The sequence below is a fragment of the Corynebacterium imitans genome (assembly GCF_000739455.1).
Classification (GTDB): Bacteria; Actinomycetota; Actinomycetes; order Mycobacteriales; family Mycobacteriaceae; genus Corynebacterium; species Corynebacterium imitans.
Genome location: NZ_CP009211.1, coordinates 1,256,932 through 1,282,343, shown reverse-complemented (window position 1 = coordinate 1,282,343; position 25,412 = coordinate 1,256,932). Strand labels below are relative to the sequence as shown.

Sequence of the window (25,412 nt, the reverse complement as noted above, 5' to 3'; positions counted from 1 at the left end):
CCGGGCGGGACTGTTGTTGGGAGATTCTTTGTGCCTTAGATTGTATGGCAGCCCGCGCGCACGTTTGGCGCGCAGCACTTGAGAAATCGCGAACAAACAAGAGAAAGCCCACGCCATGAAGTCTCTGAATCTCAAGGTCCCCTCTTCGACGGGGCTCCAGCTTGCCGCCACTATGGATCGCCCCGACGGGCCGGCAAAAGCCTACGCAATCTTCGCGCACTGCTTCGCCGGTTCGCGCCACACTCCTGGCGCATCGCGAATCTCGAAACGGCTGACCGAGCACGGGATCGCCACCTTGCGCTTCGACTTCCCAGGCCTGGGCCAGTCCGAGGGCGAGTTCGCCGAGACCTCGTTTAGCCAGAATGTTGACGATATCGTCGCGGTCGCGCAGTGGATGGAGGAGCACTTTACGGCCCCGCAGCTGATCATGGGCCACTCGCTCGGTGGTGCCGCGGTGCTCAAGGCAGCGACCCGCCCGGAGCTAAAGAAGATGCTGAAGATGGTGGCCACCGTCGGCGCACCCTTCGACCCCGCACACTCCGTGCTGCACTACGCGGACAAGATCGGCGAGGCGGACGCGAACGGCTCCGTCCACGTCACGCTCGGCGGGCGCGAGCTGGTCATTTCGCGCCATTTCTTGGAGGATCTCGCGGAGACCAACCCGGAGGAATACCTGGGCAAGGTGCGCAAGCCGCTGCTGGTGGTGCACTCGCCTATCGACGTCACCGTAGGCATCGATAACGCCCAGACCATCTTCCAGCTCACCCGCTACCCCAAGTCGCTGATGGCGCTGGACAAGGCCGACCACCTGCTCACCCGCCAGGGCACCGCGCAGCGCGCCGCCGACATCATCGGCTCCTGGGCCCAGCAGTACATCGTGCCCGAGTTCACCCCGGAGTCCACCGGCGATTCCAATGCCATTTCCTACTCGGCGCGCGGCACGAAGTACGGAGATGTCGTGCGCACCTCGGGGCGCGAGATCACCACCGACCGCGCGAAGAACGCCGGCGGCAAGGGCCAGGGCGTGACCTCGACAGGGCTGTTCATGTCAGCGCTCGCCGTGTCGTGCTCGCAGGCGATCAGGATCGCTGCGAAGGGCATGCCGCTTGACGACGTCCGCGTGGAAGTCACCCACGACGCAGACACCACCTTCACCCGCCACATCACCCTCTACGGAGACCTGACGGACGAACAGGTGGAGACCCTGCGCGCCGCCGGCGCCGCCTCCACCGTGGACGGCTACGTCGCTTCTAACGACATCACCACCACGGTGGACACCGCTACCGTCGAGCAGCGCCGCGAGCGCGACAAGCAGCGCTAACTATGGCCGCCCGCTCTCTTTCTGCCTGTGCGTGCGGATCTGGCAAGCCGTACGCCGCCTGCTGCGGTGCCTACCATCGCGGCGCGAAGCCGCTTACCGCCGAGGCGTTGATGCGCTCGCGCTACACCGCTTTTGTCCACGGCCTGCCCGAGTACCTGCACACCACTTGGGCGGCGCGGACCCGACCAAAGGTGTCAGAGCTGCCTGCGACCGGCTTGCCCTTTACCCGACTCGAGATCCGGCGCACGCAGGGTGGCGGCCCCTTTGACACGGAAGGCGTGGTGGAGTTTGCCGCCTACTCCCCCACCGGCGTGCAGCATGAGGTCTCCCGCTTCATCCGCGAAGGCGGCGCGTGGGTCTACCTCAACGGCGACGTGAGATAGGACGCTTAGACTGACTGACCTGCCGGTTTCCTTTTCTCCTCACAGTGTTGTAATCTGGCCGAGTTACCGCAGACGCGGTAGCGGACGGGCTGTGGCGCAGTTTGGTAGCGCACCACACTGGGGGTGTGGGGGTCGCAGGTTCAAATCCTGTCAGTCCGACAAAATCCGCGAGGGTACCGATAAAACGGCCGGTACCCTCGCTTTTTGCGTAGTCCCCCTAGCGAGACCTCACCCACTTGGGGTAGATTGCGTTTCAACCATTGGTAAGCCTGCCTATGTAAGGCAGACTACTCTGCATGGAATTGCTGTTGACCTACCTTGCTGTGGTGTTTGGCTGCGGGCTTATCGCATGGGCAGTCCGTCTCCCACCACTGATCGGGTTTCTGGCCGCGGGGTTTATCCTCAACGCCAACGGCGTGGCTCACGTCGAGGCCCTCGATCTCTTCGCCGACATCGGCGTCACCCTCATGCTCTTCGCCATTGGCCTGCGCCTGGATCTGCGTGCGCTGACGGATAAAGCCGTGTGGCTGACCGCCAGCGCCCACGTCTTGGTCATGACGCTTGTTGGCGCGGGATTTATCTCCGCACTTGGCGCGCTCGGCGCTTTCGGCCCCACGTCCTTCTCGGTCGCCGTCAACATCGCTCTGGTCTTGAGCTTTTCGAGCACCATCGTGGTAATCAAGATCCTCCAAGACCGCGGCGACGAGCAAGCGCTCTACGGCAATATCTGCGTCGGCGTGCTGATTATGCAGGACATCCTCGCCGTTGCTTTCATGAGCGTCCTCCGCGGCGAACCGCCTCGTCTGGCCGCTCTCCTCCTCGTCCTCATCGTCCCGCTGCTCGCCCTGACCACGCGCCGCTGGTACAAGCTTGGCCACGGCGAGCTGGGCGCGCTCTTCGGCATCGTCATGGCATTGCTTCCGGGCTACGCCCTTTTCGAGTGGGTGGGCCTTTCCGGCAGCCTCGGCGCCCTGATCATGGGCGTGGTACTCGCCCGGTCCCCCGGTGCCGAGCAGCTCAGCCACTCGCTGTTTACCCTCAAAGAGCTGCTTCTCGTCGGTTTCTTCGTGAACATCGGCTTCCTCGGACTCCCGAGCTGGCAGAATCTTCTCGACGCCGGCCTACTACTCCTCCTACTCCCACTCCAAACTGTGGCCTACTGGGCGATCCTCTGGACACTGGGCCTGCGCAACCGCACCTCGGTGCTCGCAGCGCTGTTGCTTTCGAACTACTCCGAGTTCGCGCTGATCATCGCCGCCCTCGGCGTCGCAGACGGCTGGCTCAACCAGCGCTGGCTACTTTCTCTTGTGCTCGCGGTTTCGCTCAGCTTCGTTGTCTCGGCGATCTGCAACCCACAAAGCGTCTCGCGCGCCACCCACCTGGCGAAGCGCCTGCCCACGCGTCCGCCGCACAAGATTCACCCAGAGGATCGCCCCATCGAGCTTGGCGACGCCCACGCACTCGTCCTCGGCGTCGGCCGCCTCGGACTCGCCTGCTACAAGGAGCTCGCCGAGGTCTACGGCGCCCGGGTCCTGGGCGTGGAACACGACCCCGCCCGCGTCCGCCACCTGCAAGAACGCGGCTACAACGTGGTTGAAGGCGACGCCACTGATGTGGACTTCTGGGAGCGCGTCAAGGACAGCCACCAGATCGACATGATCATGCTCGCCATGCCCGCCCAACACGCAAACGTGGACACAGTCAAAGAGATCTACGCCTCCCGCATCAACCCCGAAGAGTGCACGATCAGCTCGGTGGCCATGTACCGCGAAGACGTCGAAGACCTCGAGGCCCTCGGCCTGGATGTGGTGGTACACCTGCTAGACGGTGCCGGTGAGTCCCTCGCCGAGCGCACCTTCACAAAGAACGAGCAGCGCCGCCTGCATGTCGCGGGAGATGCTACGGAATAGGCTGCACGTCACCGCACAAGGCCCTGAGCATTGTCGTTGTAGACGATTAGCGGGCGAAAAGCTTGGTAATCTCGGGACTCCATCCCCCAATATGCATGGAAGTAGTGATACCCATGACCACACCAAACAACGGAAAGAAGAACACTACCTGCAGTAATCACTTGGCGACCGGCGTCGGCGTCGGTGTCGCCCTGGGCGTCGTACTCGGCCTCACCGTTTCGCAGCTGGGCATCGCCCTCGGCGTCGCGCTCGGCATCATCCTCGGTGCCGTTGTCGGTTGGTACTACGACGAGCGGGAAAAGAAGAAGGGCAGCGCTGCGTAAACGCTCCCATGGTGGGTCTTCAGATGCTAAATTTTCACCATGAAGAAGACCCATCTCACATTCCTCACCCTACTATGCACTGCGTCACTTACTGCGTGTGGCGGACAGCCCGATGATGTTGCATCCTCGAGCGATGCGGATGTCAACGGAGCGTCGGAAAGCACTGCTCCCGAAAAGACGGCAGTGCAAACCATTGATATCTCCAACTGCGAACCTGCGGAAGGTGTCACCGGATTCGTTGATAGCGCCGCTGGCGAGAGCGGCTCCGGGGCCTCGGAGGACATCGCTGCTGCACCAGAGAGCGGAACAGGCTACCGCTCTGGCATGCAGGAGGTAAAAGCTGCCAGCTTTGCCGCAAGCACAGCAAATCCCGAGGCGACGAAGGCCGCATGTCAGGTGCTCATGGACGGCGGGAGCGCGGCCGACGCGGCAATTGCAGCGCAGTTCGTGCTCGGACTCGTCGAGCCGCAATCTTCCGGCATCGGCGGTGGCGGCTACATTCTCTACTCCGATGCAAAGACCGGTAAGCGCATTGCCATCGACGGTCGCGAAGTAGCACCCGTCAGTGCCACCGAGACCTACTTGATCCAGCAATCAGACGACAACACCGACCCGCCAGTTCCCGATGCACGACGGTCTGGCCGATCAATCGGTGTGCCTGGCATCGTGGCCGCGCTCGGGGTGCTGCACGAGCAATATGGCAAGCAGGACTGGGCTGATCTCATTTCGCCCGCTGCCGACATCGCAGCGAATGGCTTCGAGGTGTCCCCACGGCTGGCTGCACTGGTGGCTGACAACGCGGAAGATTTGCAGGCAAGCCCCAACGCGGCCGCCTACTTCTTTGACGAGCAGGGCACCCCGATCTCCGCGGGCACAATGTTGAAAAACCAGGATTACGCCGACACCCTGCAAAAGGTCGCACACGAGGGTCCAGATGCGTTCTACACAGGCGAGCTCGCGAAGGCCATCGTGGAGGAAGCCACGCGCGACACGGACAACATGACACCTTCGCAGATGACGACTGCGGACCTTGCCGCCTATACTCCCAATGTCACTGAACCGCTGTGCGGCGAATACAAGGAGTACGAGGTCTGTGGGATGCCGCCCTCTTCTTCAGGAGGCATCGCCGTAGTCGAGACGCTCCGCCTGCTTAACGATATCGACCTCGCCCAGTACAAACCCGACAGCCCGGGCGTCGACGGGGCCTTGCCCGCGCCCGAGGCGATCCACCTTGTCTCCGAGGCGGAGCGGCTCGCCTACGCCGACCGCGATGCCTACGTCGGAGACCCGGCATTCGTCGAGATCCCAGGCGGCCCGGAAGCACTGCTTGCCGACGCCTACACGTCCCAGCGAGCAGAACTCATCGACCCCGACGCTTCTGCCGGGAAGGTGGAGCCGGGAGTGCTCGAGGAACCGGTTGGAGCGGGCGTCGATATCGCCGAGAACGGTACAACACACATCAACGTGATCGATAGTGAGGGCAACGCCGCAGCGATCACCTCCAGCGTCGAAGCGGCCTTCGGATCGTTCCACTTCACGAACGGATTTGTGCTGAACAATCAGCTGACCGACTTCAATGCGGAACCGCTCAATGAAGACGGCACTCCAGCTGCAAACCGCGTCGAGGGCGCGAAACGCCCGCGTTCCTCAATGTCCCCCACTTTGCTTTTCAACGAAGACGGTTCTTTGGCCATGGCCCTAGGGTCGCCCGGCGGGTCCCTAATCATCCAGTACGTGATAAAAACACTGCTCGGAATCACGGATTGGGACATGAACGTGCAGCAGGCAATCTCTGCTCCTAACTTCGGGGCGAGGAACCAGCCTGAAACGAACATCGGTAACGAGCACCCAGACGTCTCTGAAGATGCCCTTGCGGAAACAGTGGACAGCTTGCAGCAAAAGGGTCACAGCGTGGAGCTTGATGAACTCACGAGTGGTCTTTCTGCGCTGCGTGTGACACCAGACGGGATCTATGGAGGTGCCGACCCCCGCCGCGAAGGCATCGTTCTTGGCGGGTAGCTCGGCGGTTGGCGCGTCGGCTTGCTCGGCGGTTTGCTCGGTTTGCTCGGCGGTTGGCGAGAAGACCCTCCAACGCACTGAAAGGCTAGGAGATAACAATCTGCGGCCGCGGACTGGGTGCATGGCTTCTGGAGCCTGCGGCCGCGGACTGGAGACGGATCCAGCGATAACCCAAAAGGAGCTAGCTCTGTTTAGCCCTGCCGCGTCGTGGCGACCTGGGGTTTTCCCTGTGGGCCGGCCGCAAATGGAGCTAGCTCCGTTTACGGCAACCAGCCACCCGCAGACCAAGAGGTTTTCGGACACAGAATCCGAACACATGTTGGACAGACAGCCGCGGAGCAAATAGCCGCAAGGAGTGTGAAGTCTGCGGCCGCGGACTCGCATGGATGCACAGTCTGCGGCCGCAGACTGCAGAACCGCGACGCAGCTGACCCTCCGACAGTGCGTGTTAGCCGCGGACGTTGTTACCAATCACCGTCGGCAACACCAACGGAGACTGCCCCAGCAACGCCTCCAGGTTCCCATCACGCTCGACCGCACTGGTCACCGCTTTGACCTTCGCCTGTGCCTTGCCCTGCCCCTGACCACGACCACCAGCAGCACCCATCGGACCAGCAGCCATCACACCACCGCCACGACCACCGGTCGCACCGGCAGCAGATCCACCAGCCGCCACTGCACCAGGTGCCTGGCCCGCAGCGCCTGGCGCACCAGCACCGAATCCTGAAACACCACGACCAGCGCCCATACCAGCAGCAGCCCCGGCAAGACCCGCGCCAGCACCCAACGCACCACCAACAGCACCAGCAGCTGCACCCGCGTGCGCATCACGCGGTACACGACTACGCGCACCCTGTGCACCGGATCCACGCCCAGCCCCAGCACCGGCGCCGACTGGGCCCGTCACACCACCAGCACCACCAGCGGAAGCACCACCAGCACCGGCACCGGCGGCCACCGTGGGCGAGACACCACCCACACCCGGTCGACCCGGACCACCAGGGCCCGCCAGACCAGCGGCACCCGGCTGGCTAAGCGTGCCCACACCACCAGCACCAGCCGTAGGTGCCAACCCAGCACCCGCACCGACACCAGCCGGTGCGAGCGGGCCCAGCCCAACAGATGCCGCCTGGGTACCCGCCACACCAGCAGGCGTTTTCGCAGCAACCTGCTCTAACACCTCTGGCGTGGGCAACCCATACTCACCAACCACCTGGGAAGGCGTCACCGCCTGCCCCAACGCACCAAGACCTGCAGCAGTAAACGCATCACGCAACGTCCGCGGCAACGGCGCGTCCTCAAACCCCGGCACCTGCGGGGACGGCATATCCCCAACCGCAAACCCATCACCAGGAATCGAACCCAAATCCGGCAGTAGGCGATCAAACACCGGCACCACCGGCTGCAACGACGCAGTCAACCTCGGTGGAAACACCCCCAAATACGACTGCTCAAACAACGCCCGCGACGGACCTGGCAGGCCAGCCCACACCGCCATAGCACCATGGGCCATCAGCTGCTCCGCACCCGCAACCTGCGCCAGACCGGCAGCATGGCCCTGCATCAGCACTGAACGGGCAACATACTCCTGGCCCACACGAGACACCTCACCAAGCTTGTTGATTGCACGGGCAACAAACTCCGTCTCCGCAGAATCAGCAAGCAGACCCGCGACCGCCGGCAACTGGGCGACCACCGACTGCACCAACGCGGCGTTCTTCGCCCAAAACGCCGCTGCCGCTGTTGCCTGTGCGACCTGGGTGGCCATCAACTGCTGATGCAACACCGGAAGCGATCCTTGTGCACCCGCAGCAGGGCGCGGATTGGCAAAGGAGTTCGCGTTTTCGTACTGCGACAACGTCTGCCCCATCAGACCGGCTACCGCGCCAGCACCACCAGTACGTTCCACCACACCGATCGAGCCCAACAAGCCTGCAACCGATCCATCGGCACGCGAGGTGTTCTCCGCACTCACCCGCAACACGTCAGCAACTGTTTGCAGCCACTCCCCCAACACCCGATTCGCCTCCGGCGCAGACGCCGACGACACCCGCGAATGCGTCCGCCCCACACCATCCAAACCAGAAACAGTCGAAAAACCATTAAGCCCGGAAAGGTAGCTACCTGCCCTCCCCCCACTTATCTGAGTGCTCAGTGCAGAGAGGTTCGCAGCTGCATTTAAAACAGAGTCAACGTCTAAATTAATTCGGTTCCCCACAATTTCCCCCATAGTTTTAGTTTTCCCCAGAAACTAGCTAGCAGATGATTCAATCTGCGTTGCATTTGTCAACGTACCGGAAACTTAAGTCTTTGGCCCGGGTTTGCTAACCATTGTCCCCGTTTGTAGTAAACAGCTCTTCCAGTTCTTGTACGGCAATTCCACACGCATCGAGAGTGTTCTTCTTTAAACCACTGATAGTGGCCCCCACTCCAACTCCTCCACGTATCGTATCGACCTGTGCGATACACAAGTACGGATCAACCTCTGGGGCCTGGTGAGTGTACAGGCCTGGCACCACGGATTCAGGATGTTTTATCTCATAACCGGGCGCTTGTGCCACAGATTGTGATGAAGTCCGCGTGGCAAGGATCATGCGCGTAACCCCAGGCTCGAGGCTGTCAGTTCGGCACCCCTGGCCAAGTCCACCCGACATACTTCCAATCGAAGGCTCCGCCTCCACCCCCGTCATCCCCGCTGCAGCAAACTCATCCGCGGAGATCTCGGTGCAGGGATCAAACAGGTCGTCGCCAAGCGTAGCCGGGTCGAAGTCCCCGAGCTCCAGCGTCCCACTCGCGAAGTGGAACGCCGGCGCTTCAGGCTCCGCCACTTCCGCAGCTGGCTCAACCGGATCGCTCGCGCACCCCGCCAGCGCGCCAACAATCGCCAGACAGCTCAACGTCGCTGAGAGCTTCTTGTCCATTGCATCCCCCATGTGCGTGTTACTCGTCGCCGCTGACTGCCTCGTACAGCTTTTCCATCTCCTGCTGTGCTTCACTGCACACAGTGTCTTCTTTCCCCTCGTGGTCATTTTTCCATAGACCGATGGCAAAGGCACCGCGTTCGGTGTCGACCTGTGCCCGGCAAGATCCGGCACCTTCTCTCACTGTGTAGAGGCCTGGGACACTGGACTGCGGATGGTCAATCTGCTTCGCCCCGGAGGCCTTCAGTGAATTCTCGCTCAAGACCGAGGCTTCGATGCGGCGGTTCGAGTCTGCACTCGGCTCGATTGAGGTGCACGACTTTACAACTTGGTCGTCGCCGAGTTCATTTTCAAAAGTGTCCACGCCTTCGATGCCAGCTTGGGTGTACTCTTCCTCGGTGATCTCCGTGCAGGGGTCGAAGAGGTTTCCCTTCACGGCATCGGAGGCGAATTCGCGGATGACTAGATCGCCGTTGGCAAAGTGGAACGCTGGGGGTGCCTCCGGCTCAGGTGCCGGTTCCTTAGCCGCAGTCCCGCAGCAGACCAGAAGCGGTACGAGCGCAGCGGCGCAGAGCATCGTTTGGAAAGGCCTGTGCCGCATGCTTACTGCTCCTCGTCATCTGTGTTGACGGCCTTGTAGATGTCCTCGATGGTTTCCCGAGCGATCTTGCATCGATCAATGTCTTCGGTGCCGCTGCCCTGCGCAGACATCTGCGCTGTAAGTGCTCCCCGCTCGGTATCTACTTGTGCAAAGCACACTCCCGGCAACGCATTGGTGTACGTAAACAGCCCGGGCACGATCGACTCGGGGTATTCCAATGCGTTTTCCGACTGTTTCTTCAGCCCTGCTTCACTGATCGGGCCCGCCTTGATCGTGAGCCGTTGACCGGCCTCGTTCAGGTTCGTGTCGCACGAGTTGATGTCCTCAAACTCGTATTCACTCTCCATTGGCCTGACGCCGTTAAGGCCTGCCGCCTCGTATTCTTCCGCAGAAATCTCAGTGCAGGGATCAAACACGTTTCCAGCCACCGACTCGCTGGAGAACTCCTCAATCGCAAGCGTTCCGCTCTTAAACTGGAGCTCTGGCACCGTTGGGATCTCTTCTGTAGCCCCGCAGCCAACGAGGAGCACCGCGCAGGCCGCGACTCCGGCACCACCAATGAAAGTTGTTCGCACGGCATCCTCCCCGTGTACGGTCCTTACAGGTTTGCGTTCAGTATGACGCAAGCCCGGAAAACCCGCTACCGGAACACGTGCTACACGCACACCTTCAGTGCGCCTGCGTCGACTGAGATCTCTACTGCGGTGACCTCGCCAACCGGATCACCGTCGACTTCGAAGATTTCCGGGGCGGCAAAGAAGGCCTTGACGTGGCTCCCTTCCGAATACTCCAGGTCGGCGAAGTTGACCACGGGCGGGTCGGGGTTGAGTCCTCGCAGCCGCGCCACCTTGTTTGCCACGAGGTTGAGCCCGATCTTGGTCCACCCGATGGGCCCGCGAGGTGCCATGCCGACGGCGTTGAGCAGGCCGTCGTCGGGGCGGGCTTCGGGAAGCAGTGGGATCTCGTTGATGAGCTCCCCGCAGTTGCCAAAGATCAGGGTGTGCAGTTTGGTGGCATGGGTGCGATGCCCGTCGACGGTGTAGGTCACCTTGATCCGGTTGCCGCCGCGCAGCGAGCGCGCGATCCCAGAGATGTAGGCCAGCGGGCCGATGCGCCGTTTGAGGCCCTCGTCGGTGTACTCGATCATCTGCGCGTCCAGGCCGACTCCGGCCATCACGAGAAAGCCGAGGCGTTCGTTGCTGGCGTCGGGGCGTGAGAGTTTGGCGCGGCAGACATCGATAAGCATATGCTCCCCGTGGAAAGCCCTGCTTACCGACGCCTCGAGCCCCAAGTCCAGGCGAAGGTTGCGCGCCAACAGATTCCCTGTGCCGGTGGGCACGATGCCCAGCGCAATCCCAGAGTTGGCCAGCGCGGTGCCAACCTGGCGAACCGTGCCGTCGCCGCCCGCGACCAGCACCACGTCGACGTCGGAGCGGCGCAGCGCGGCTGCCTCAGCCTCGCCCGAGTCGTCCGGGGTTGTGGCGATCCACTCGATCCGGCAGTCGCTCGGCGCATGGCGCGTGACCACCGCGCGGAGGCGATTCTTATCGATCTTGGCAGGATTGAACACGACGACGGCGGCTCGTGGAGAATTCTGCATCACACCGCACAAGCATAGGGCACGCGGCCGAAACTTCCCGGTACCTTTTAGCGCATCGGCACGCCGAAGAACGCGAGCTGTGTGCGCGTGGCGAACCCGCGGGTCGTCGTCTCCGAGGTGTCGTAGGCACCGCCGGGCCAAATGTGCGGTCCGCTGGTAACCCGGTAGTGCACCAAGGGCGCGTCGCAGCCGTCCCAGCGCAGCTCGGACACCGTCTCTGAGAGCGGCTTTTCCACGTACTCGGGCGCGCAGTGGTTGCGCTGCGCCGTCTCCTCCAGCATCGCCTCGATTGACTCGTAGGCCGTGTCGTGGCGCTCGCCGCCGGAGTAGCTCATCACCGAATCATCAGTGCCGTGGAAGTCCACGTGCTTGATCGGGATGGAGGAGCACCCCTCCGAAACGCGGTGGTAGAACGCTGCCGAGACCGAAGCCACCGCGGTAAAGTCCTGCGGGCGCTGGCAGCCCAGGTAGGTAGCAAACCCACCGCCGTTGGACAGGCCCGTGGCAAACACGCGCGCCTTGTCCACGGAGTACTCGCCCATGACTTCCTCGCGTACCGCGTCGACAAACGCCAGATCCTCGCCGCCCGACGTCTTCGCGTACGGCGCGGGTGCCCACGCGCGGCCGACCCCGTCCAGGTAGACCACGATCGCGTCGGCCACATCTAGTCGCGAGTATTTGCGTATCGACGCCGCGTCTTCCCCATAGCCGTGGAACGCAAAAATCATGGGGAGGCTTCCGCGCTGCTTTGCCCCGGGCGGCACGCTGAGCAGGTAGCTGCGCTCGCGTTCTCCGACCTGGATCGTGCGCTCGTGCGTATCCGGTCTGCTCCACGGCTCCACTTCAGCGACGTGGTCGCGCACCGAAGAGGGCACGATTTCCGAGATCGGCTCCGGCGCGTCCGCGCAGGCGGCACTGCAAAGCACCACGCCGACCACAGCGAGCAGGCCCGCCGTGCGCAGTGCTGTCATAGTTCCTCCCAAAACCTTCGACCCGGTACATTAGTCGATTATGAAGCCCAGTGGAAAGCAGCAGCCAGCCTTCCGCGATGAGCAGCATCGCACCAGCTCAGCACGCGCTTTTAGCGACGGGGCGACGCTCTACCACGCGGTGCGTCCCTCCTACCCGCCTGCCGTGACCAAGCTTTTGGGCACGCTCCCACGGCGAGCCGGCGGTGCCCGCATCGTGGACGTCGGCGCCGGTACCGGCAAGCTCACCAAGCTGCTCGCGGAAAACACGGATCAGCACGTATTCGCCTGCGACCCGTCGGCCGACATGACCCGCGTGCTGCGTGAACATCTGCCCGAGGTGCCCGTCTGGCGCGCCACTGCAGAGGCCACCGCACTTGCCGACGCCGCCGTCGACGCCGTCACCTGCGCCCAAACCTGGCACTGGGTCGACACTACAGCTGCCAGCGCTGAGGCCGCCCGCGTGACCAGCGAAGGCGGCAAACTGCTGCTGTGCTGGAACACGCTCGCCGTCAACCACCCGTGGGTCTTAAGGCTCAGCCGAATCATGCACTCAGGAGATGTGCAGCGCGCCGGGTTCTACCCGCAAGTCGCGCGCCCCTGGGTACTCGAGGGCGAACTGCGTGAAACCTGGGCGCAGATCGTCACCACCGACGAGTGCTTCGATCTGATGGCCTCCCGCTCCTACTGGTTGCGCGCAAACACGAAGACACGGGAGAAAATGGTGGCCAACCTGGACTGGTATCTCCACGATCGGCTCGGCTTCGAGCGCGGACAGCGCATCCCGCTTCCCTACCGCGTCGACGCGTTCGTATACGGGAAGCGGGATTAGCCCGCGCTATTTGCGACGCCGCGGGTTCCGCTCACGCACGCGCACCGCGATGCGCACCGGCGTGCCGTGGTAGCCGAAGGTCTCGCGGAACTTGCGCTCCAGGTAGCGGCGGTAGCCGCCGTCCAAGAAACCGGTGGTAAACAGCACAATTGTCGGCGGGCGGGTGGTTGCCATGGTGGCGAACAGCAGCTTGGGCAGCCGGTTGTTCTTCATCGGCGGCGGGTTGGCAGCGATCGCCTCGCGCAGCCAGTTGTTCAGCTGACCGGTGGAGATACGCTTGTCCCAGTTCTCCAGCGCCTCCGTCATCGCCTTTTCCAGGCGGTGCAGGCCGCGGCCGGTTTCTGCGGAGATGTTCAGCTTGGTCACCCACGGCAGGTGGCCCATCATCTCGTCGAACTCGCGGTCAAAGTAGTACCGGCGATCTTCCTCCATCAGGTCCCACTTGTTAAAGCAGATCACCATCGCCTTGCCCGCTTCGAGCACCATGGAGATGACGCGCTGGTCCTGCTCCGAGATCTCCTCGGAGGCGTCGATCAGCACCACGCACACCTCGGCCGCATCGATCGTGCCGCGGGTGCGCAGGCTCGCGTAGTACTCGTGGCCCTGGGCGTTCTTGACCTTCTTGCGCAAGCCAGCGGTGTCAATGAACTTCCACATGTGCTCATCCAGCTGGATCATCTCGTCCACCGGATCCACCGTGGTGCCAGCAACGTTGTCCACCACCGAGCGGTGCGACTTGGCCAGCTTGTTCAACAGGCTCGACTTGCCCACGTTCGGGCGGCCGACCAGCGCGACGCGGCGTGGACCATCCGTGATGGAGGGCTTGGCGCGCGGCTCGTCCGGGAACAGTCGCAGAATCTCGTCGAGCACGTCCGCGCCGCCGCGGCCGTGCAGCGCCGAGACCGGCCACAGATCGCCCAGGCCGAGCCCGTAGAACTCGGCGGCGTCGCCCCATTGGGACTCAGACTCGAACTTGTTCGCCACCAGGATCACCGGTACCGGCGAGCGCTGCAGGTTGCGCGCCATCACCGCGTCCGTCTCGGTGATCGCGGTCTGTGCGTCGACCACCATCACGATCACATCGGCGGTCTCCATCGCGGCCTCTGCTTGGCGCGCGATCGCGCCGTGGATGCCGCGGGCGTTAGGGTCCCACCCACCGGTATCCTGCACCCAGAAGCGACGCCCGCCCCAGTCTGCGAGGTAGCTGACCCGGTCACGCGTCACACCGGGGTGGTCTTCCACCACGGCTTCCCTACGACCGATGAACCTGTTGACCAGGCTCGACTTGCCCACGTTCGGGCGCCCCACGATCGCTACCGTGGGCAGGTTCTCCTCCACCACGTCCGGGCGCATGATGCCGAAGGACTCTTCGATCTCGGCCCAATCTTCGTCGGTGTATTCGGCGAAGTCGGCATCTGAAAAGTCGTTGGTGTCAAAGTCGGCGTCGTAGAACTCGGCGTCATCGGCCCCAACGTCTTCGGGGCTCAGCTCCTCGTAGCCGGAGGCGTCGATGCCCGGCTGGATGAACTCCGTCTCGGGTGCGTTTTCAGCACCCGTGTCCTTTGGCTCCTGGGTCACTGCGCGCTCCTTTCAATCAATCCAATGAGGGCGCTAAGCACCTCGTCGGGGGCCATTGCTGAGGTATCAATCACTTCCGCGTCATCGGCCGGACGCAGCGGGCTGGTCGCGCGGGAAGAGTCCAGCTCGTCGCGGCGCTGCACATCCGCCAGCACCGTTTCGAAGTCGGCGTCGCGGCCTGCGGCGACGTCCTGGTCGTAGCGGCGCTGGGCGCGTACTTCGGCCGACGCCGTCATGAAGGCCTTCGCGGGGGCGTCGGCAAGCACCACAGTGCCAATGTCGCGGCCCTCCACGATCGCGCGGTGCGCCTCGCGGGCGAGCTTGCGCTGCAGCTCGACCAGGTTCACGCGCACTTCGGGGATCGCCGAGACCGCAGACACGTTCCGGGTGACCTCCGGGCCGCGGATCTCGCCGGAGACGTCCTCGCCTGCCAGCAGGACCTCTTTCGCGTCCGGGTCATCGGAGACTTCGAGCGGCAGATCCTTCGTCGCCTCGATCACGGCCTGCGTATCCGTCGGGTCGACGCCCGCGCGCAGCACCGCGAGTGTTGCCACCCGGTACATCGCGCCGGTATCCACGTACTTTGCGTCCAAGCGCTTCGCCAGCGCGCGGCAGGTGGTGGACTTGCCGGTGCCGGACGGCCCGTCGACAGCCAGGATGAGCCCGCCGTCAGGCATGTTAGAAATCTGTGCGGTACCCATTTACATCTGCACCGCCTTGTACAGCGAAGCCAGCTCGGAGGAGTTCAGCGCGCGCATCGCGCCCGGCTTCATGTCGCCCAGCTGCACGGTGTGCACCTTGGTGCGCACCAGGCGCTGGACCGGGAAGCCGCACTCTTTGAGCATGCGGCGCACGATGTGCTTGCGGCCCTCGTGCAGCTCGACGCGGATCAAGGACTGGCCGTTGTGTACGTCGACGATCTGCGCATAGTCGGCCTTCGCCGTGCCGTCGTCAAGCACGACGCCCTCTTTCAGCTTCTTGACCAGGCCGCCCTTCGCCTCACCCAGCACGGTGGCCAGGTAGGTCTTGGACACGTTGTACTTCGGGTGGGTCAGCCGGTTGGCCAGCTCCCCGTCGTTGGTCAGAAGCAGCAGGCCTTCGGTGTCCGCATCAAGGCGGCCCACGTGGAAGAGGCGCTGGCCGGAAGCCGTACGCTCCGACAGGTAGGAGCCGACAGAGGTGCGGTCGAACTCGTCCTGCATTGTGGTCTGCACTCCGCGCGGCTTATTAAACGCGAAGTATTCCATCTCCTCGTTGACATTGATGCGGGTGCCGTCGACGCGGATGATGTCCACGTTCGGGTTCACGCGCGTGCCCTGCACCGCGATGATCTTGCCGTTGACCTCGACGCGACCCTGGTCGATCATCACCTCCGCGTGACGACGCGACGCCACACCCGCCTGAGCCAGCACCTTCTGCAGCCGGATCCCATCCGTCTTCTGCTTCCGGGCTTTCGTCTCATCGTCGTCCCACCAATTGTCTTCCAACGGGTGGGGCTCATGCTTCTTCGCGTTTTCGCGCCGTTTGTCCAGGCGCACATTCTGCTTCTTCGCCGGCTTTGCGTAGGAAGGGTAGAACGGCTCATCCTTCCCCGTGTCCGGTGTGCCGTCTCGGCGAGCGGGAGGAGTCATGTGTGAATCCTTTACATCCATATTGGGGTTATGCGGGTGACGGCAACATAAGCGGCACCGCGCGTGTTCGGGGCAGAGTCTACCAGCGACAACCGGCGTCTACCAGCCGCTACCACGCGTCCTCGATCGCGTCGACCTCAGGCAGCAAGGGCGCGAGGTCCGGCAGCCGCGACAGCGAGTCGATCCCCAGCAGCTCCAGGAACAGCTCGGTGGTGACGTAGCGGTGCGCGCCCGTCGCCTCGTCCGGGTCCACCTCCGCGATCAGCCCGCGCAGCGTCAGCGTGCGCATCACGCCGTCCACGTTCACGCCGCGCACCCCGGCGACCTGCGCGCGCGTCACCGGCTGGCGGTACGCCACCACCGCGAGCGTCTCCAGCGCCGCGCGGCTGAGCTTGGACTGCGTGCCATCCAGCACAAACGCCTCGACCACCTCTGCGTTCTGCGGGCGCGTGTACAGCCGCCACCCCTCCTGAGTCTCCCGCAGGTCGATCCCGCTGCCACGCGCGTCCAGCTCCGCCGCCCACTCGCGCAAGACCGCATCAACGTCCTCGCGCGTCGCGCCCAGCACACCCGCGACGGCCTCCGCCTCCACCGGCGTGTCCACGACCAGCAGAATCGACTCCACACGCGAGCGCAGCTGGGAAACCATCGGCATATCCATGCCCACAGTCTATAAGGTGCTATTGCTTGCCGACGCCCGCGTGTCCCGATCGACAGCGCTCCGCTAAAAGGCGTAACCAGCACGTCGATAGTGCTGAATTGGCGATAATCGAGCTCCGATCTGCGCTGTTTAGCTCGCGGCCGGGCTACATGACGAACACAGCGGCCGCAGATTGACGAAAATCCCAAGGTCTTCGTCGTGGAGGTTTCGTCATGTAGCGCGTGATCCGCTCACGCCCAGTTGCTCGCCGCAACGACGGCCGGGTCCACCTCGAGCCCGGTCCAGGACACCTCCAGTGGGCCGAGCGCTTCCTCCTGCTTCGTCTCCACCGCGCGCGCCTTGTAGAGCTCGAGCAGCGCGAGGAAGCGGCCGACGATCTCCATCGACAGCGCACAGTCCTTCGTCAGCGACGCGAAGCTAAGCCACTGGCTCGCCCCCACTACCTTGAGCGTGTCCAGGATGCGACCGGCCTGCTCCGGGACCGACACCTCCACCGCATGCAGGTGGTCCACGCCGACCTCTTCCGGCGGCTTGGGGCGGAACACGCTGGCGGCCAGCTGCGCAAAGCTCGCCGGGGTGTGCCCGAGGTTGACCGGCGGCAGCAGGTCCGCGAACTGCGGCTCCATGGAGACAGCGCGCGGGTATCGTCGCTGCGCGTGCTTCTGCCACTCGGCGAACTGATCAGCCACCTGCTGGTAGGCGCGGTACTGCAGAAGGCGGGCGAAGAGCAGGTCTCGGGACTCCAACAGCTCGATGTCCTCGATCTCCTCATCCTCGCCGCGGGGCACAAGGCGCGCGGCTTTGAGGTCGAGCAAAGTGGCCGCGACCAGGATGAACTCGGTGATCTCGTCGAGGTTCGCGGTCTCGCCAAGCGCGCGAGTGTACGCGATGAACTCGTCGGTCACTTCGGCGAGCGCAACCTCGGTCACGTCGAGCTTCTTCGAGCTAATCAGGTTTAAAAGCAGGTCGAAGGGGCCCTCGAAGTTGTTGAGGACAAGCCGGAACCCGGTAATCTCCGGCTGCTCGCCTACCTGGCCCTGGGGGCCGCCACCTGCAGGATCAGCCACGCCTGCCTACGCCGTGCCCCGCTCGGTGCGCTCGAGCAGCTCGCGCGCAAGGTTGCGGTATTGCTCCGCGCCCTGCGAACGTGGTGCCCAGGTGATGATCGGCTCGCCGGCCACCGAGGTCTCCGGGAAACGCACGGTGCGGGTAATTACGGTGTCAAAGACTCGCTCGCCGAAGACCTCCACCACGCGGTCCATCACCTCGCGCGCGTGCGTGGTGCGACGGTCGAACATGGTGACCAGGATGCCCACGATGTCCAGGTCGAAGTTGATCCGGTCGCGCACCTTCTCCACGGTGTCGGTGAGCAGGGCGAGACCGCGCAGCGAGAAGTACTCGCACTCCATCGGGATGATCACGCCGTGGGAGCAGGCGAGCGCGTTGACGGTGAGCAGGCCGAGAGACGGCCCGCAGTCAATAATGATGATGTCGTACTCGTTGCGCACCGGGCGCAGCGCTCGGGCCAGGGTGTGCTCGCGCCCGACCTCGTTGACCAGCTGGATTTCCGCTGCCGACAGGTCAATGTTGGCGGGCACCAGATCGAGACCGCTGACGTTCGAGTGCTTGATCGCGGCGTGGATGCTCGCCGTGTTGTCAAAGAGCAGGTCGTAGACCGTCACCTGCTCCTCGTCGTGGGAAACGCCCAGCCCGGCAGACAGCGCGCCCTGGGGGTCTAAGTCAACCAGGAGGACTTTCCTGCCCTGCTCCGCCAGGCAGGCGCCGAGGTTGATCGTCGACGTCGTCTTGCCCACGCCACCCTTCTGGTTCACCATCGACAGCACGGTGGCCGGGCCGTGTTTGTCCAGCGGTGCCGGCTCGGGGAACTCGCGGTAGGGGCGTCCCGTGAGGAAGGTTTTCTGCTCGGAGGCATCGAACAGTGCGTCATCTGCCATTGTCGGTCCTTTCCTTCAGCCGTCGGCCCAAACGTCCAGTGAGCATCTGTACATCCAAATCCGCGCCAGCGGCGAAGCGCCCAAAGTTCCGCCGTAACGCTTGACGCGTCTATCTTACAACGTTGGCATTAACCGCGTGCGCGGGAACGGCGGACGAAGAACACAATGATCAGCGCCAGCGCAGCAAGCAGCGCGACCCCGCCGATCACGAGCGGGAGCACCGAGCTGCCCTTACTCGAAGAGTCAACGGTACCGCCTTGATCTTCCACTGGCTGCGCCTCATCCTCCGCACCGGAGGCCGGGGCGTTCGTCGCCGTAATCTCCGCGATGAACTCTGCCTTGCCGTCGCGCACGACCTCCATGATGAAGGGGTTATCGGGGGTCTCCCCCTCCGGATACGTCAACGTCATGGTCCGCTTGGCCACATCCACGTCGCGCTTCACGCCCTTGATGATGTTGCCCTCCGCGTCCACGTAGCGCAGCTTCGCACCCTCGCGGTCCGCGTTGGCATACTTCATCAGGTCGCGGGCCTTGCGCAGCGAGACTTTCACCACGAGTGTGTTGCCGTCGATCTCACCGTCAAAGGCCAGCCGCTTCGCACCAGAGGTGTCGACTTCCTCCGCCTTCTGTCGGTCACCGCGCGCGGGTGCTGCCTCTCCGCCGGCCCCGCTGCTTTGCGACGCCCCGCCGCCGCCCTCACCACCGGAGCCGCCTTCACCAGCGCCACCGGCGCTTTCACCGGAATTTTCTCCAGCGCCCTCGCTGGCACTTCCGCCAGCATTTCCGCCGCCGCTTCCGCCAGCAGCTGCGCCGCCGCCCCCTTCCGCGACGTCGTCGGCGTCAGCCTGTTCGCCCTCACCGACCGCCACGAGGTTCACCGTAGCCGTCATGCCACCGGCGCTCGCGGGCACGCTTGCCGTGGCCCCGGGTGTATCCGGCGCGGTGACAGAGACCTGCGTGCCGTTCGAGGTGACCTGCCACCCGCCGCTGGAGTAGTTCACGTCCACCGGGACGCCAAGGTCCACGGTGGTGGTCTCGCCGGCGCGGACGGTGACCTCGGAGGGGATCATCGACTGCACATCAGCCGGGTTCACGCCCTCGGGCAGCTGTGCGGGCGCGATCGGTGCTGAGGCCAGTGCCAGTGCTGCGACCGCGGCGACGCTCAGTGTTGCGCGGGCGGCTGTGCGGGAATACGTCACGGGTGCAAACCCCTCCTGTGTGTGAACAAAACGTGCAAAACGGTTAATCTACACCCTCCGGCTGGCAGCGCCTGACACGGTGCGCACAGCTAACCATGAGTTAGGCGCGCGGGTGCGCCTGCTGCCACACCTCGCGCAGGTTTGCGGCGGTCACGTGCGTGTAAATCTGCGTGGTAGTCACTGAGGAGTGCCCGAGCAGTTCCTGGACCGTCCGCACGTCGGCGCCGCCCTCAAGCAGGTGGGTGGCAAAGGAGTGGCGCAGCGTGTGCGGGGAAATATCCTTCTCAATCCCAGCGCGACGCGCCGCCTGCTTCAGCACCGTCCACGCGCTTTGCCGCGACAAGGCCCCGCCGCGGGTGTTCAAGAACAGGGCGTGGCTCTTCCCAGTGGCGAACGCGGGCCGCACGCGCACCAAGTATGCGCCAACGGCCGCCTGGGCGTGCGAGCCGACTGGCACCAGCCGCTGCTTGTTGCCCTTGCCGGTGACTGTGATGACGCCCTCGGTGTCGTGCACGTCGTCGACGTTCAGCGCGAGCACTTCCGAGACGCGCGCCCCCGTGGCGTACAAAAGCTCTAAAAGCGCCCGGTCCCGTACGCCGATCGGCGTCTCGGTCGGGCACGCATCCAGCAGCGCCTCGACTTCGTGCACGCTCAAGGTGTCGGGCAGCTTCTCCCCCTGCTTGGGCGGTGCGACCTCCGCGGCGACGTCGGCGTCGAGTACGCCTTCGGCCACGCCGAATTTGTGCAGCCCTCGGGCAACGACCAGCGCTCGGGCGGTCGATGAGGTCGACAGCCCGCGCGCTCCGTCTACTCCGCGGCGCAGATCAGCCACATAGGCTTCCACGTCCCGGGCCGTGACCTGCCGCAAATCGGTGATGCCGGCGCGCTCGAGCCAGGTGAGGTAGCGGTTGACGTCGCGTCGATAATTGCTCTCCGTGTGCGCCGAAACCCCGCGCTCGACGATGAGGTGGGTCAGCCAGCGCTCGGCGAGTGTGCGCGCGTCCACCTAGAGCTGCTTCAGGTCCGGGCCCGTACGGCGCTTGGCCAGGGACGTCGGGCGGTACTCGAAGCGAGTGTCTACCGACCGCGGGGTGGCACGGCCTGCGGCAACCTCGGTCGTGGCCAGGACACCGGCGATCGCAATCGAGTTGACGATCTCCCCGCGCAGCACCGCATCCCGGGCATCCGCCAGCGGCATCCAACTCACGGTCATGTCTGCCTCTTCGTCCTCGGCTGGCGGACGCGGCACCTCGCGCAGGTCCCGGGCGAGAAAAACGCGCACCGCTTCCTCCGCAAACCCGGGCGAGGTCACCAGGTCGACCAACACGGCCCAGTTGCCAGCCTCCAGGCCGGCTTCCTCGACTAACTCGCGCTTCGCGCAGGTCAGCTCGTCCTCGCCCGACATGTCCAGCAGCCCGGCGGGCAGCTCGAGCAGGCGGCGGCGAACCGCGTGCCGGTACTGCTCCACCACGGCGATCTCGCCTGCCTCGTTGAGGGCAACCACGGCGACCGCGCCGAAGTGCTCGACGATTTCTCGGTTGGCCACCTTGCCGCCCGGCATCTCGACGCGGTCGCGCCGCAGCGCCAAGATCGGCGACTGGGCGAGCAGCTCGGAGCCTCTCACAGTGAATTCGTGGGGCACGTCTAGGACTCCTTGTCGTCGGCGGCACCGAGCACGGTCCGGATCCGGCCCGCTTCGGTCTCCACGGCCTCGATGAAGGTGGCCTGCTCAAGCTCCGGGGCCTTCCACGCGCCCATCTCACGCACGCTCAGCACGGTGGTACCCGTGCCGCCGAGCGCGTCGGCGAAGTCTCCGAGCAGTTGCTGGCCGAATTCGCCGGCCTCGCCTGCCGTCTCTGCGTCGTCGCCGATATCAGCGGTGTCCCCGCCAACGATCACGATCGCATCGGCCGGGACGACGTCGCCGGAAAAGTCGAGGAAGCCGCCCTCACGCAGCGCGTCGAGCACGAACTGGCGGTCCCCAGCTGCGGCAATCCCCTCCCCGGTTTCCTGGTCCGCGAACAGCGCGGCACCAAGCGACTCGCCAGCGTGCACGCCCGGTCGGCGCTGCTCCACCGACAGCTGCGCGCCCGCCGGCAGCGTGTTAGCGATGAGCGAGGACAGCGCATCCGCGGAGTCCTGCGAGGTGAACTTCTCCGTCAGCGCGATCTCGCCGGAGTTCTTCGCGCCCGCCCGGTCGAGCAGCCAGCGCACCGCGGCGACGTCCTCGTCGGCGGCGCGCGCTGTGCGCAGTACTGTCACGTGGGCGTCGTCGAGCGTGCCGCTGACGAGTGCCGCGGAGTGGTCGCCGAGCAGGCTATCCGCATCATCGGCGTAGGATTCCGCGCGTTGCATCTCGCGCATCGAGGCGGCAGACTCCTGCCCGAAAGGCTCGCCCTCGCTGCGCATCGCCGGCGCAAGCACCAGCGCCCCCGCGGCCACACCGAGCGCGATACCCCAGCCGAGACCCGCAACGACAAGCCCGCTTGCACGTGAAGAATCAGACATATTTGGCTACCCCTTCTCCGCTATTCAAACAGGCTCTGCACCGACAAGGCGATGCTGTTCCAGGTGTTAATCAAGTTCTCGCTGAAGTCGCCCGCGCCGTAGAGCCCCACGACCACGACGATCGTGGCGAACGCCACCAGGATGCCCAAAATGGCCCACGCCCACGCGACCCCGCCGTTCGACGGCACGGCGTAGAGCTGCTCAATCACCGTCGAATCCACCAACTTGCGGCCCGCCTTCATGCGGGTCAGCAGCGCCTCCGGCTGCGTGGAGTCCGGATCAGCAAAGATCTGGTCAAGCTCCACGGCTTCACCGACAGTAATAATCATGTCCGGGTCGTGGAACACAGCAAGCAAAATCGCCAGATCCGTCGGCGATTCCGTCGCCGCGGGGAACGTCATCGCGCCCACCCCAAGATCCTGGATGCGCTCGAGCCCCGGGGCAAAGCCGTCCGTCTCCGCAGGCAGGATCACCCGCGCGCCGCTGCGCAAGCTTGTCGACGCGATACCCGTCGGATCCCCCACGATGTAGTCCGGCTCATAGCCCATCTCCACCAGTGTGTCCGCAGCTTGCCCCACGCCGACGATGACCGGGGTGAACTCGCGGATGAAGTTCTTGATCCCCTTCAGCCGCTCGCGCGTCTCCGACCCCGGCGAGACCACCAGCACCTTGCGCTCGAGCATGGCGTCGCCGAGGTCGGGCACGCCGAGGCCGTCGATAAGCAGCGGGGCCTCCGCATGCACGAACTCGATGGTGTTGCCGAAGTAGGCCTCCATCTGCTCCACCAGGTGCTGCTGCGCCTCGGTAAAGGTCGTGTCCAGGTCGGCACGCTTGACCAGCTGGGCCGTCGCCGCCTGTTTCTTGCCCACGGTGATCGTGCCGTCAGCGCTAATCGACGCCTTCTTCCCATCACGCAGCTTGTCCCGGGTTGCAGTGTCGGTGCCGATGGCTTCGAACATGGTCACATTGGCGTCGGCAAGCAGGTGGGGGCCGTAGTTCGGCATCGCACCGGTGGAAAACTGCGCCAGGTTCACCACCGCCTTCGGCTTGCGGGCGAGCAACGCCTCGGCCTGCCTGCGGGTCATGTCCGGCGAGTCAACGAGAGCTATATCGCCCTCCTGCATGCGCGACAGCCCCCGCCCCTGGGCAGTGCAATCGCGCAGCGTGCCCGTCAGCGCGGGCTGCGCAGATTCGGTGTTCCGGGAAGCAACAGTCATGCGTCATATTGTGCACCCGTGACCAGCCCGTATGGTGAAGGCGCGCGGGAGCGTCAGGCGCGCATTTCGCGCACCTCGCGCTGTGCTCGCTCGAAGAGTTCTGTGGCGTGGGCCCGGCCGGTATCGGAGTCATCCAGGCCTGCCATCATGCGGGCGAGCTCGTCAATCCGGGCCGCGGCATCCAAGCTGAGCACCCCGGACGTCACAGACTCGTCGCTGACGTCCTTGGCCACGTGCAGGTGCGTATCCGCGTACGCTGCGACCTGCGGCAGGTGCGTGACCACGATGACCTGGTTGTTGGCCGCCAAGCGCGCTAATCGACGCCCAATCTCCACCGCAGCGCGACCACCCACGCCCGCGTCGACCTCGTCAAAGACCATGGTGGCCCCACCGCTCGCACCCGAGAGGATGACCTCGAGCGCGAGCATGACGCGGGACAGCTCGCCGCCGGAGGCACTCGTGGCCAGCGGCTTCGGTTCCAGCGCGGTATTCGGCGCGAGGCGGATCTCCGCGGCATCTGCGCCACGCGGGCCGAAGTCGACCTCAGAAATTTCCACGCTCAACTGCGCCTTCGGCATGGCCAAACCGTGCAGTTCGCCGGTTACGGCCTGCCCCAGCTCCGCGGCAGCGGCCACGCGCGCCTTGGTCAGAGCATTGGCGCGGGTGCGCATCTCCTTCTCCGCTGTCGCCACGCGCCTCTTCAGCGCCTCGATGGCCTCGTCAGAGGTGTCGATCCGCGCCAAGCGCTCGGCGGCTTTAGCTCGCCACGCCAACACGCCTGCGATATCCGGCGCGTACTTGCGCGTCAGCGTTTTCAGCTCCTGCTGTCGCTGCAGGAGGCGATCAAGCTCGTCCGGGTCGCTGGGCAATTCTGCGACGTAGCTGCCGAGTTCCGCGGAGACGTCGCCAAGCAGGCTCGCGACCTCGTGCATCCTCGTGCCCAACTCCTTCAGCACCGCGTCGCTGGCCCCGTCGAGCGCCGCCGCGGCACGCCCCACCAGCGTGGACGCCGCGTCCTCGTCGCCGCCATAGCCCCCGGCGGCCTCCGACCCGTCGATCGCGGCAAGCGCGGTCTCCGCCGCCTCCCGCAGTGCGTCGACGTCTTGGAGCCGGTTAATCGTCTCGACCAGCTCGGTGTCCTCGCCCTCCTGCGGGTCGATCCCGTCGATCTCTTCCAAGGCGAACTGAAGCCGGTCTAACTCTTGGGCAAGCTCTAGTCGGCGCTCCGTACGCTCCCGCAGATCCCGCGCCGCCTCCCGCCACGCACGGTAGGCGCTGCGGTATTTCTCCAAAAGGCCCGCGATTTTCGGGTCGAAACGGTCCACCGCGGCGAGCTGCTCATCCGGCGACATCAGGCGCAACTGGTCGTTCTGGCCGTGGATGGTCAGCAGCTCGCCCGCCAGCTCGCCCAACGTGGCCGCGGGCACCGTCCTCCCGCCCAGGTGGGCCTTCGAGCGGCCGGTCGCCTTCACGGAGCGAGAGACGACGTACTCGCCGTTCTCATCCGCGCTCGCACCCGCGCCCTCGGCGATCTCTTCGACGCGCTCCTGCGTGTCCTCCGCAATGCCGGCGAGGCTAAACGCGCCCTCTACCACGGCTTCCGTGGCACCGGTACGCACCCGGGATGCGTCGGCGCGACCCCCAGTGAGGAGGCGTAGACCGGTGACCACCATGGTCTTGCCCGCGCCGGTCTCGCCGGTGAGCACAGTCAGTCCTGGCGCGAGTTCCGCCGAGGCGTGAGAAATCACGCCGAGGTTGCGAATGGCAATCTCTGCCAGCATGCAT

At 64.6% G+C, this 25,412-nt stretch carries 24 protein-coding genes and 1 tRNA gene; 7 read left to right on the top strand and 18 right to left on the bottom strand.

Annotated elements, in window-relative coordinates; genetic code table 11:
* Window positions 1-115 precede the first annotated feature (115 nt).
* The 6 genes from CIMIT_RS06015 (at window position 116) to ggt (ending at window position 5,956) form a co-directional block, all read left to right on the top strand.
* Entirely contained in the window at window positions 116-1,321 is a 1,206-nt protein-coding gene (locus CIMIT_RS06015) for a bifunctional alpha/beta hydrolase/OsmC family protein (protein WP_051904842.1), read from the top strand.
* Window positions 1,322-1,323: 2 nt separating this feature from the next.
* Window positions 1,324-1,704, top strand: a complete 381-nt coding sequence (locus tag CIMIT_RS06010) for a YchJ family protein (protein ID WP_038590517.1) — start codon at window positions 1,324-1,326, stop codon at window positions 1,702-1,704.
* Window positions 1,705-1,789: 85 nt separating this feature from the next.
* Window positions 1,790-1,863, top strand: a tRNA-Pro gene (locus CIMIT_RS06005).
* A 137-nt stretch (window positions 1,864-2,000) separates the two neighbouring features.
* Window positions 2,001-3,614, top strand: a complete 1,614-nt coding sequence (locus CIMIT_RS06000) for a cation:proton antiporter family protein (RefSeq protein ID WP_038590515.1) — start codon at window positions 2,001-2,003, stop codon at window positions 3,612-3,614.
* A 113-nt stretch (window positions 3,615-3,727) separates the two neighbouring features.
* On the top strand, window positions 3,728-3,937 hold the full coding sequence (locus CIMIT_RS05995; protein ID WP_038590512.1) for a hypothetical protein: 210 nt from the start codon (window positions 3,728-3,730) through the stop codon (window positions 3,935-3,937).
* Between the two features lie 39 nt (window positions 3,938-3,976).
* Window positions 3,977-5,956 (top strand): gamma-glutamyltransferase, encoded by a 1,980-nt coding sequence (gene ggt, locus CIMIT_RS05990; RefSeq protein ID WP_038590510.1) that lies wholly within the window; start codon window positions 3,977-3,979, stop codon window positions 5,954-5,956.
* Between the two features lie 448 nt (window positions 5,957-6,404).
* Here ggt and CIMIT_RS12585 read toward each other — a convergent pair whose 3' ends face one another.
* From CIMIT_RS12585 to CIMIT_RS05955, 6 genes are all read right to left on the bottom strand, one after another.
* Complete coding sequence (locus tag CIMIT_RS12585) at window positions 6,405-7,940, bottom strand: hypothetical protein (RefSeq protein ID WP_144311822.1); 1,536 nt, start codon at window positions 7,938-7,940, stop codon at window positions 6,405-6,407.
* 340 nt (window positions 7,941-8,280) lie between these two features.
* Complete coding sequence (locus CIMIT_RS05975) at window positions 8,281-8,877, bottom strand: DUF3558 family protein (RefSeq protein ID WP_038590498.1); 597 nt, start codon at window positions 8,875-8,877, stop codon at window positions 8,281-8,283.
* A gap of 19 nt (window positions 8,878-8,896) precedes the next feature.
* A complete protein-coding gene (locus CIMIT_RS05970; RefSeq protein WP_038590493.1) occupies window positions 8,897-9,478 on the bottom strand; it encodes a DUF3558 domain-containing protein in 582 nt (193 codons plus the stop codon).
* Window positions 9,479-9,480: 2 nt separating this feature from the next.
* The gene (locus CIMIT_RS05965) at window positions 9,481-10,053 is read right to left on the bottom strand and encodes a DUF3558 family protein (protein WP_038590489.1); all 573 of its coding nucleotides are present in this window, start codon (window positions 10,051-10,053) and stop codon (window positions 9,481-9,483) included.
* Between the two features lie 80 nt (window positions 10,054-10,133).
* On the bottom strand, window positions 10,134-11,078 hold the full coding sequence (locus tag CIMIT_RS05960; RefSeq protein ID WP_038590484.1) for a diacylglycerol/lipid kinase family protein: 945 nt from the start codon (window positions 11,076-11,078) through the stop codon (window positions 10,134-10,136).
* A gap of 47 nt (window positions 11,079-11,125) precedes the next feature.
* Window positions 11,126-12,049 (bottom strand): CE1 family esterase, encoded by a 924-nt coding sequence (locus CIMIT_RS05955; protein WP_038590480.1) that lies wholly within the window; start codon window positions 12,047-12,049, stop codon window positions 11,126-11,128.
* Window positions 12,050-12,089: 40 nt separating this feature from the next.
* Between CIMIT_RS05955 and CIMIT_RS05950 the strand changes: the two genes are divergently transcribed.
* Window positions 12,090-12,878 (top strand): class I SAM-dependent methyltransferase, encoded by a 789-nt coding sequence (locus CIMIT_RS05950; protein ID WP_038590477.1) that lies wholly within the window; start codon window positions 12,090-12,092, stop codon window positions 12,876-12,878.
* A gap of 6 nt (window positions 12,879-12,884) precedes the next feature.
* Here the strand turns inward: CIMIT_RS05950 and der are convergent, their stop codons facing one another.
* From der to recN, 12 genes are all read right to left on the bottom strand, one after another.
* A complete protein-coding gene (gene der, locus CIMIT_RS05945; RefSeq protein WP_038594222.1) occupies window positions 12,885-14,390 on the bottom strand; it encodes a ribosome biogenesis GTPase Der in 1,506 nt (501 codons plus the stop codon).
* A gap of 62 nt (window positions 14,391-14,452) precedes the next feature.
* On the bottom strand, window positions 14,453-15,157 hold the full coding sequence (gene cmk, locus CIMIT_RS05940; protein ID WP_038590474.1) for a (d)CMP kinase: 705 nt from the start codon (window positions 15,155-15,157) through the stop codon (window positions 14,453-14,455).
* Window positions 15,158-16,087, bottom strand: a complete 930-nt coding sequence (locus tag CIMIT_RS05935) for a pseudouridine synthase (protein WP_038590471.1) — start codon at window positions 16,085-16,087, stop codon at window positions 15,158-15,160.
* A gap of 109 nt (window positions 16,088-16,196) precedes the next feature.
* On the bottom strand, window positions 16,197-16,748 hold the full coding sequence (scpB, locus tag CIMIT_RS05930) for an SMC-Scp complex subunit ScpB (protein ID WP_051904839.1): 552 nt from the start codon (window positions 16,746-16,748) through the stop codon (window positions 16,197-16,199).
* 230 nt (window positions 16,749-16,978) lie between these two features.
* Window positions 16,979-17,815, bottom strand: a complete 837-nt coding sequence (locus CIMIT_RS05925; RefSeq protein WP_051904838.1) for a segregation and condensation protein A — start codon at window positions 17,813-17,815, stop codon at window positions 16,979-16,981.
* Between the two features lie 6 nt (window positions 17,816-17,821).
* Window positions 17,822-18,703 (bottom strand): ParA family protein, encoded by an 882-nt coding sequence (locus CIMIT_RS05920; protein ID WP_038590468.1) that lies wholly within the window; start codon window positions 18,701-18,703, stop codon window positions 17,822-17,824.
* Window positions 18,704-18,831: 128 nt separating this feature from the next.
* Window positions 18,832-19,902, bottom strand: a complete 1,071-nt coding sequence (locus CIMIT_RS05915; RefSeq protein ID WP_051904837.1) for a hypothetical protein — start codon at window positions 19,900-19,902, stop codon at window positions 18,832-18,834.
* A gap of 100 nt (window positions 19,903-20,002) precedes the next feature.
* Window positions 20,003-20,908, bottom strand: coding sequence for a site-specific tyrosine recombinase XerD (gene xerD / locus CIMIT_RS05910; protein ID WP_038590465.1), 906 nt, complete (start codon window positions 20,906-20,908; stop codon window positions 20,003-20,005).
* Entirely contained in the window at window positions 20,909-21,544 is a 636-nt protein-coding gene (locus tag CIMIT_RS05905) for an NUDIX domain-containing protein (RefSeq protein ID WP_038590462.1), read from the bottom strand. It lies immediately after the preceding gene.
* A 2-nt stretch (window positions 21,545-21,546) separates the two neighbouring features.
* On the bottom strand, window positions 21,547-22,410 hold the full coding sequence (locus tag CIMIT_RS05900; RefSeq protein WP_051904836.1) for a copper transporter: 864 nt from the start codon (window positions 22,408-22,410) through the stop codon (window positions 21,547-21,549).
* 20 nt (window positions 22,411-22,430) lie between these two features.
* On the bottom strand, window positions 22,431-23,627 hold the full coding sequence (gene steA / locus CIMIT_RS05895) for a putative cytokinetic ring protein SteA (RefSeq protein WP_038590460.1): 1,197 nt from the start codon (window positions 23,625-23,627) through the stop codon (window positions 22,431-22,433).
* A 53-nt stretch (window positions 23,628-23,680) separates the two neighbouring features.
* Entirely contained in the window at window positions 23,681-25,408 is a 1,728-nt protein-coding gene (gene recN, locus CIMIT_RS05890; RefSeq protein WP_038590457.1) for a DNA repair protein RecN, read from the bottom strand.
* Window positions 25,409-25,412: the final 4 nt, after the last annotated feature.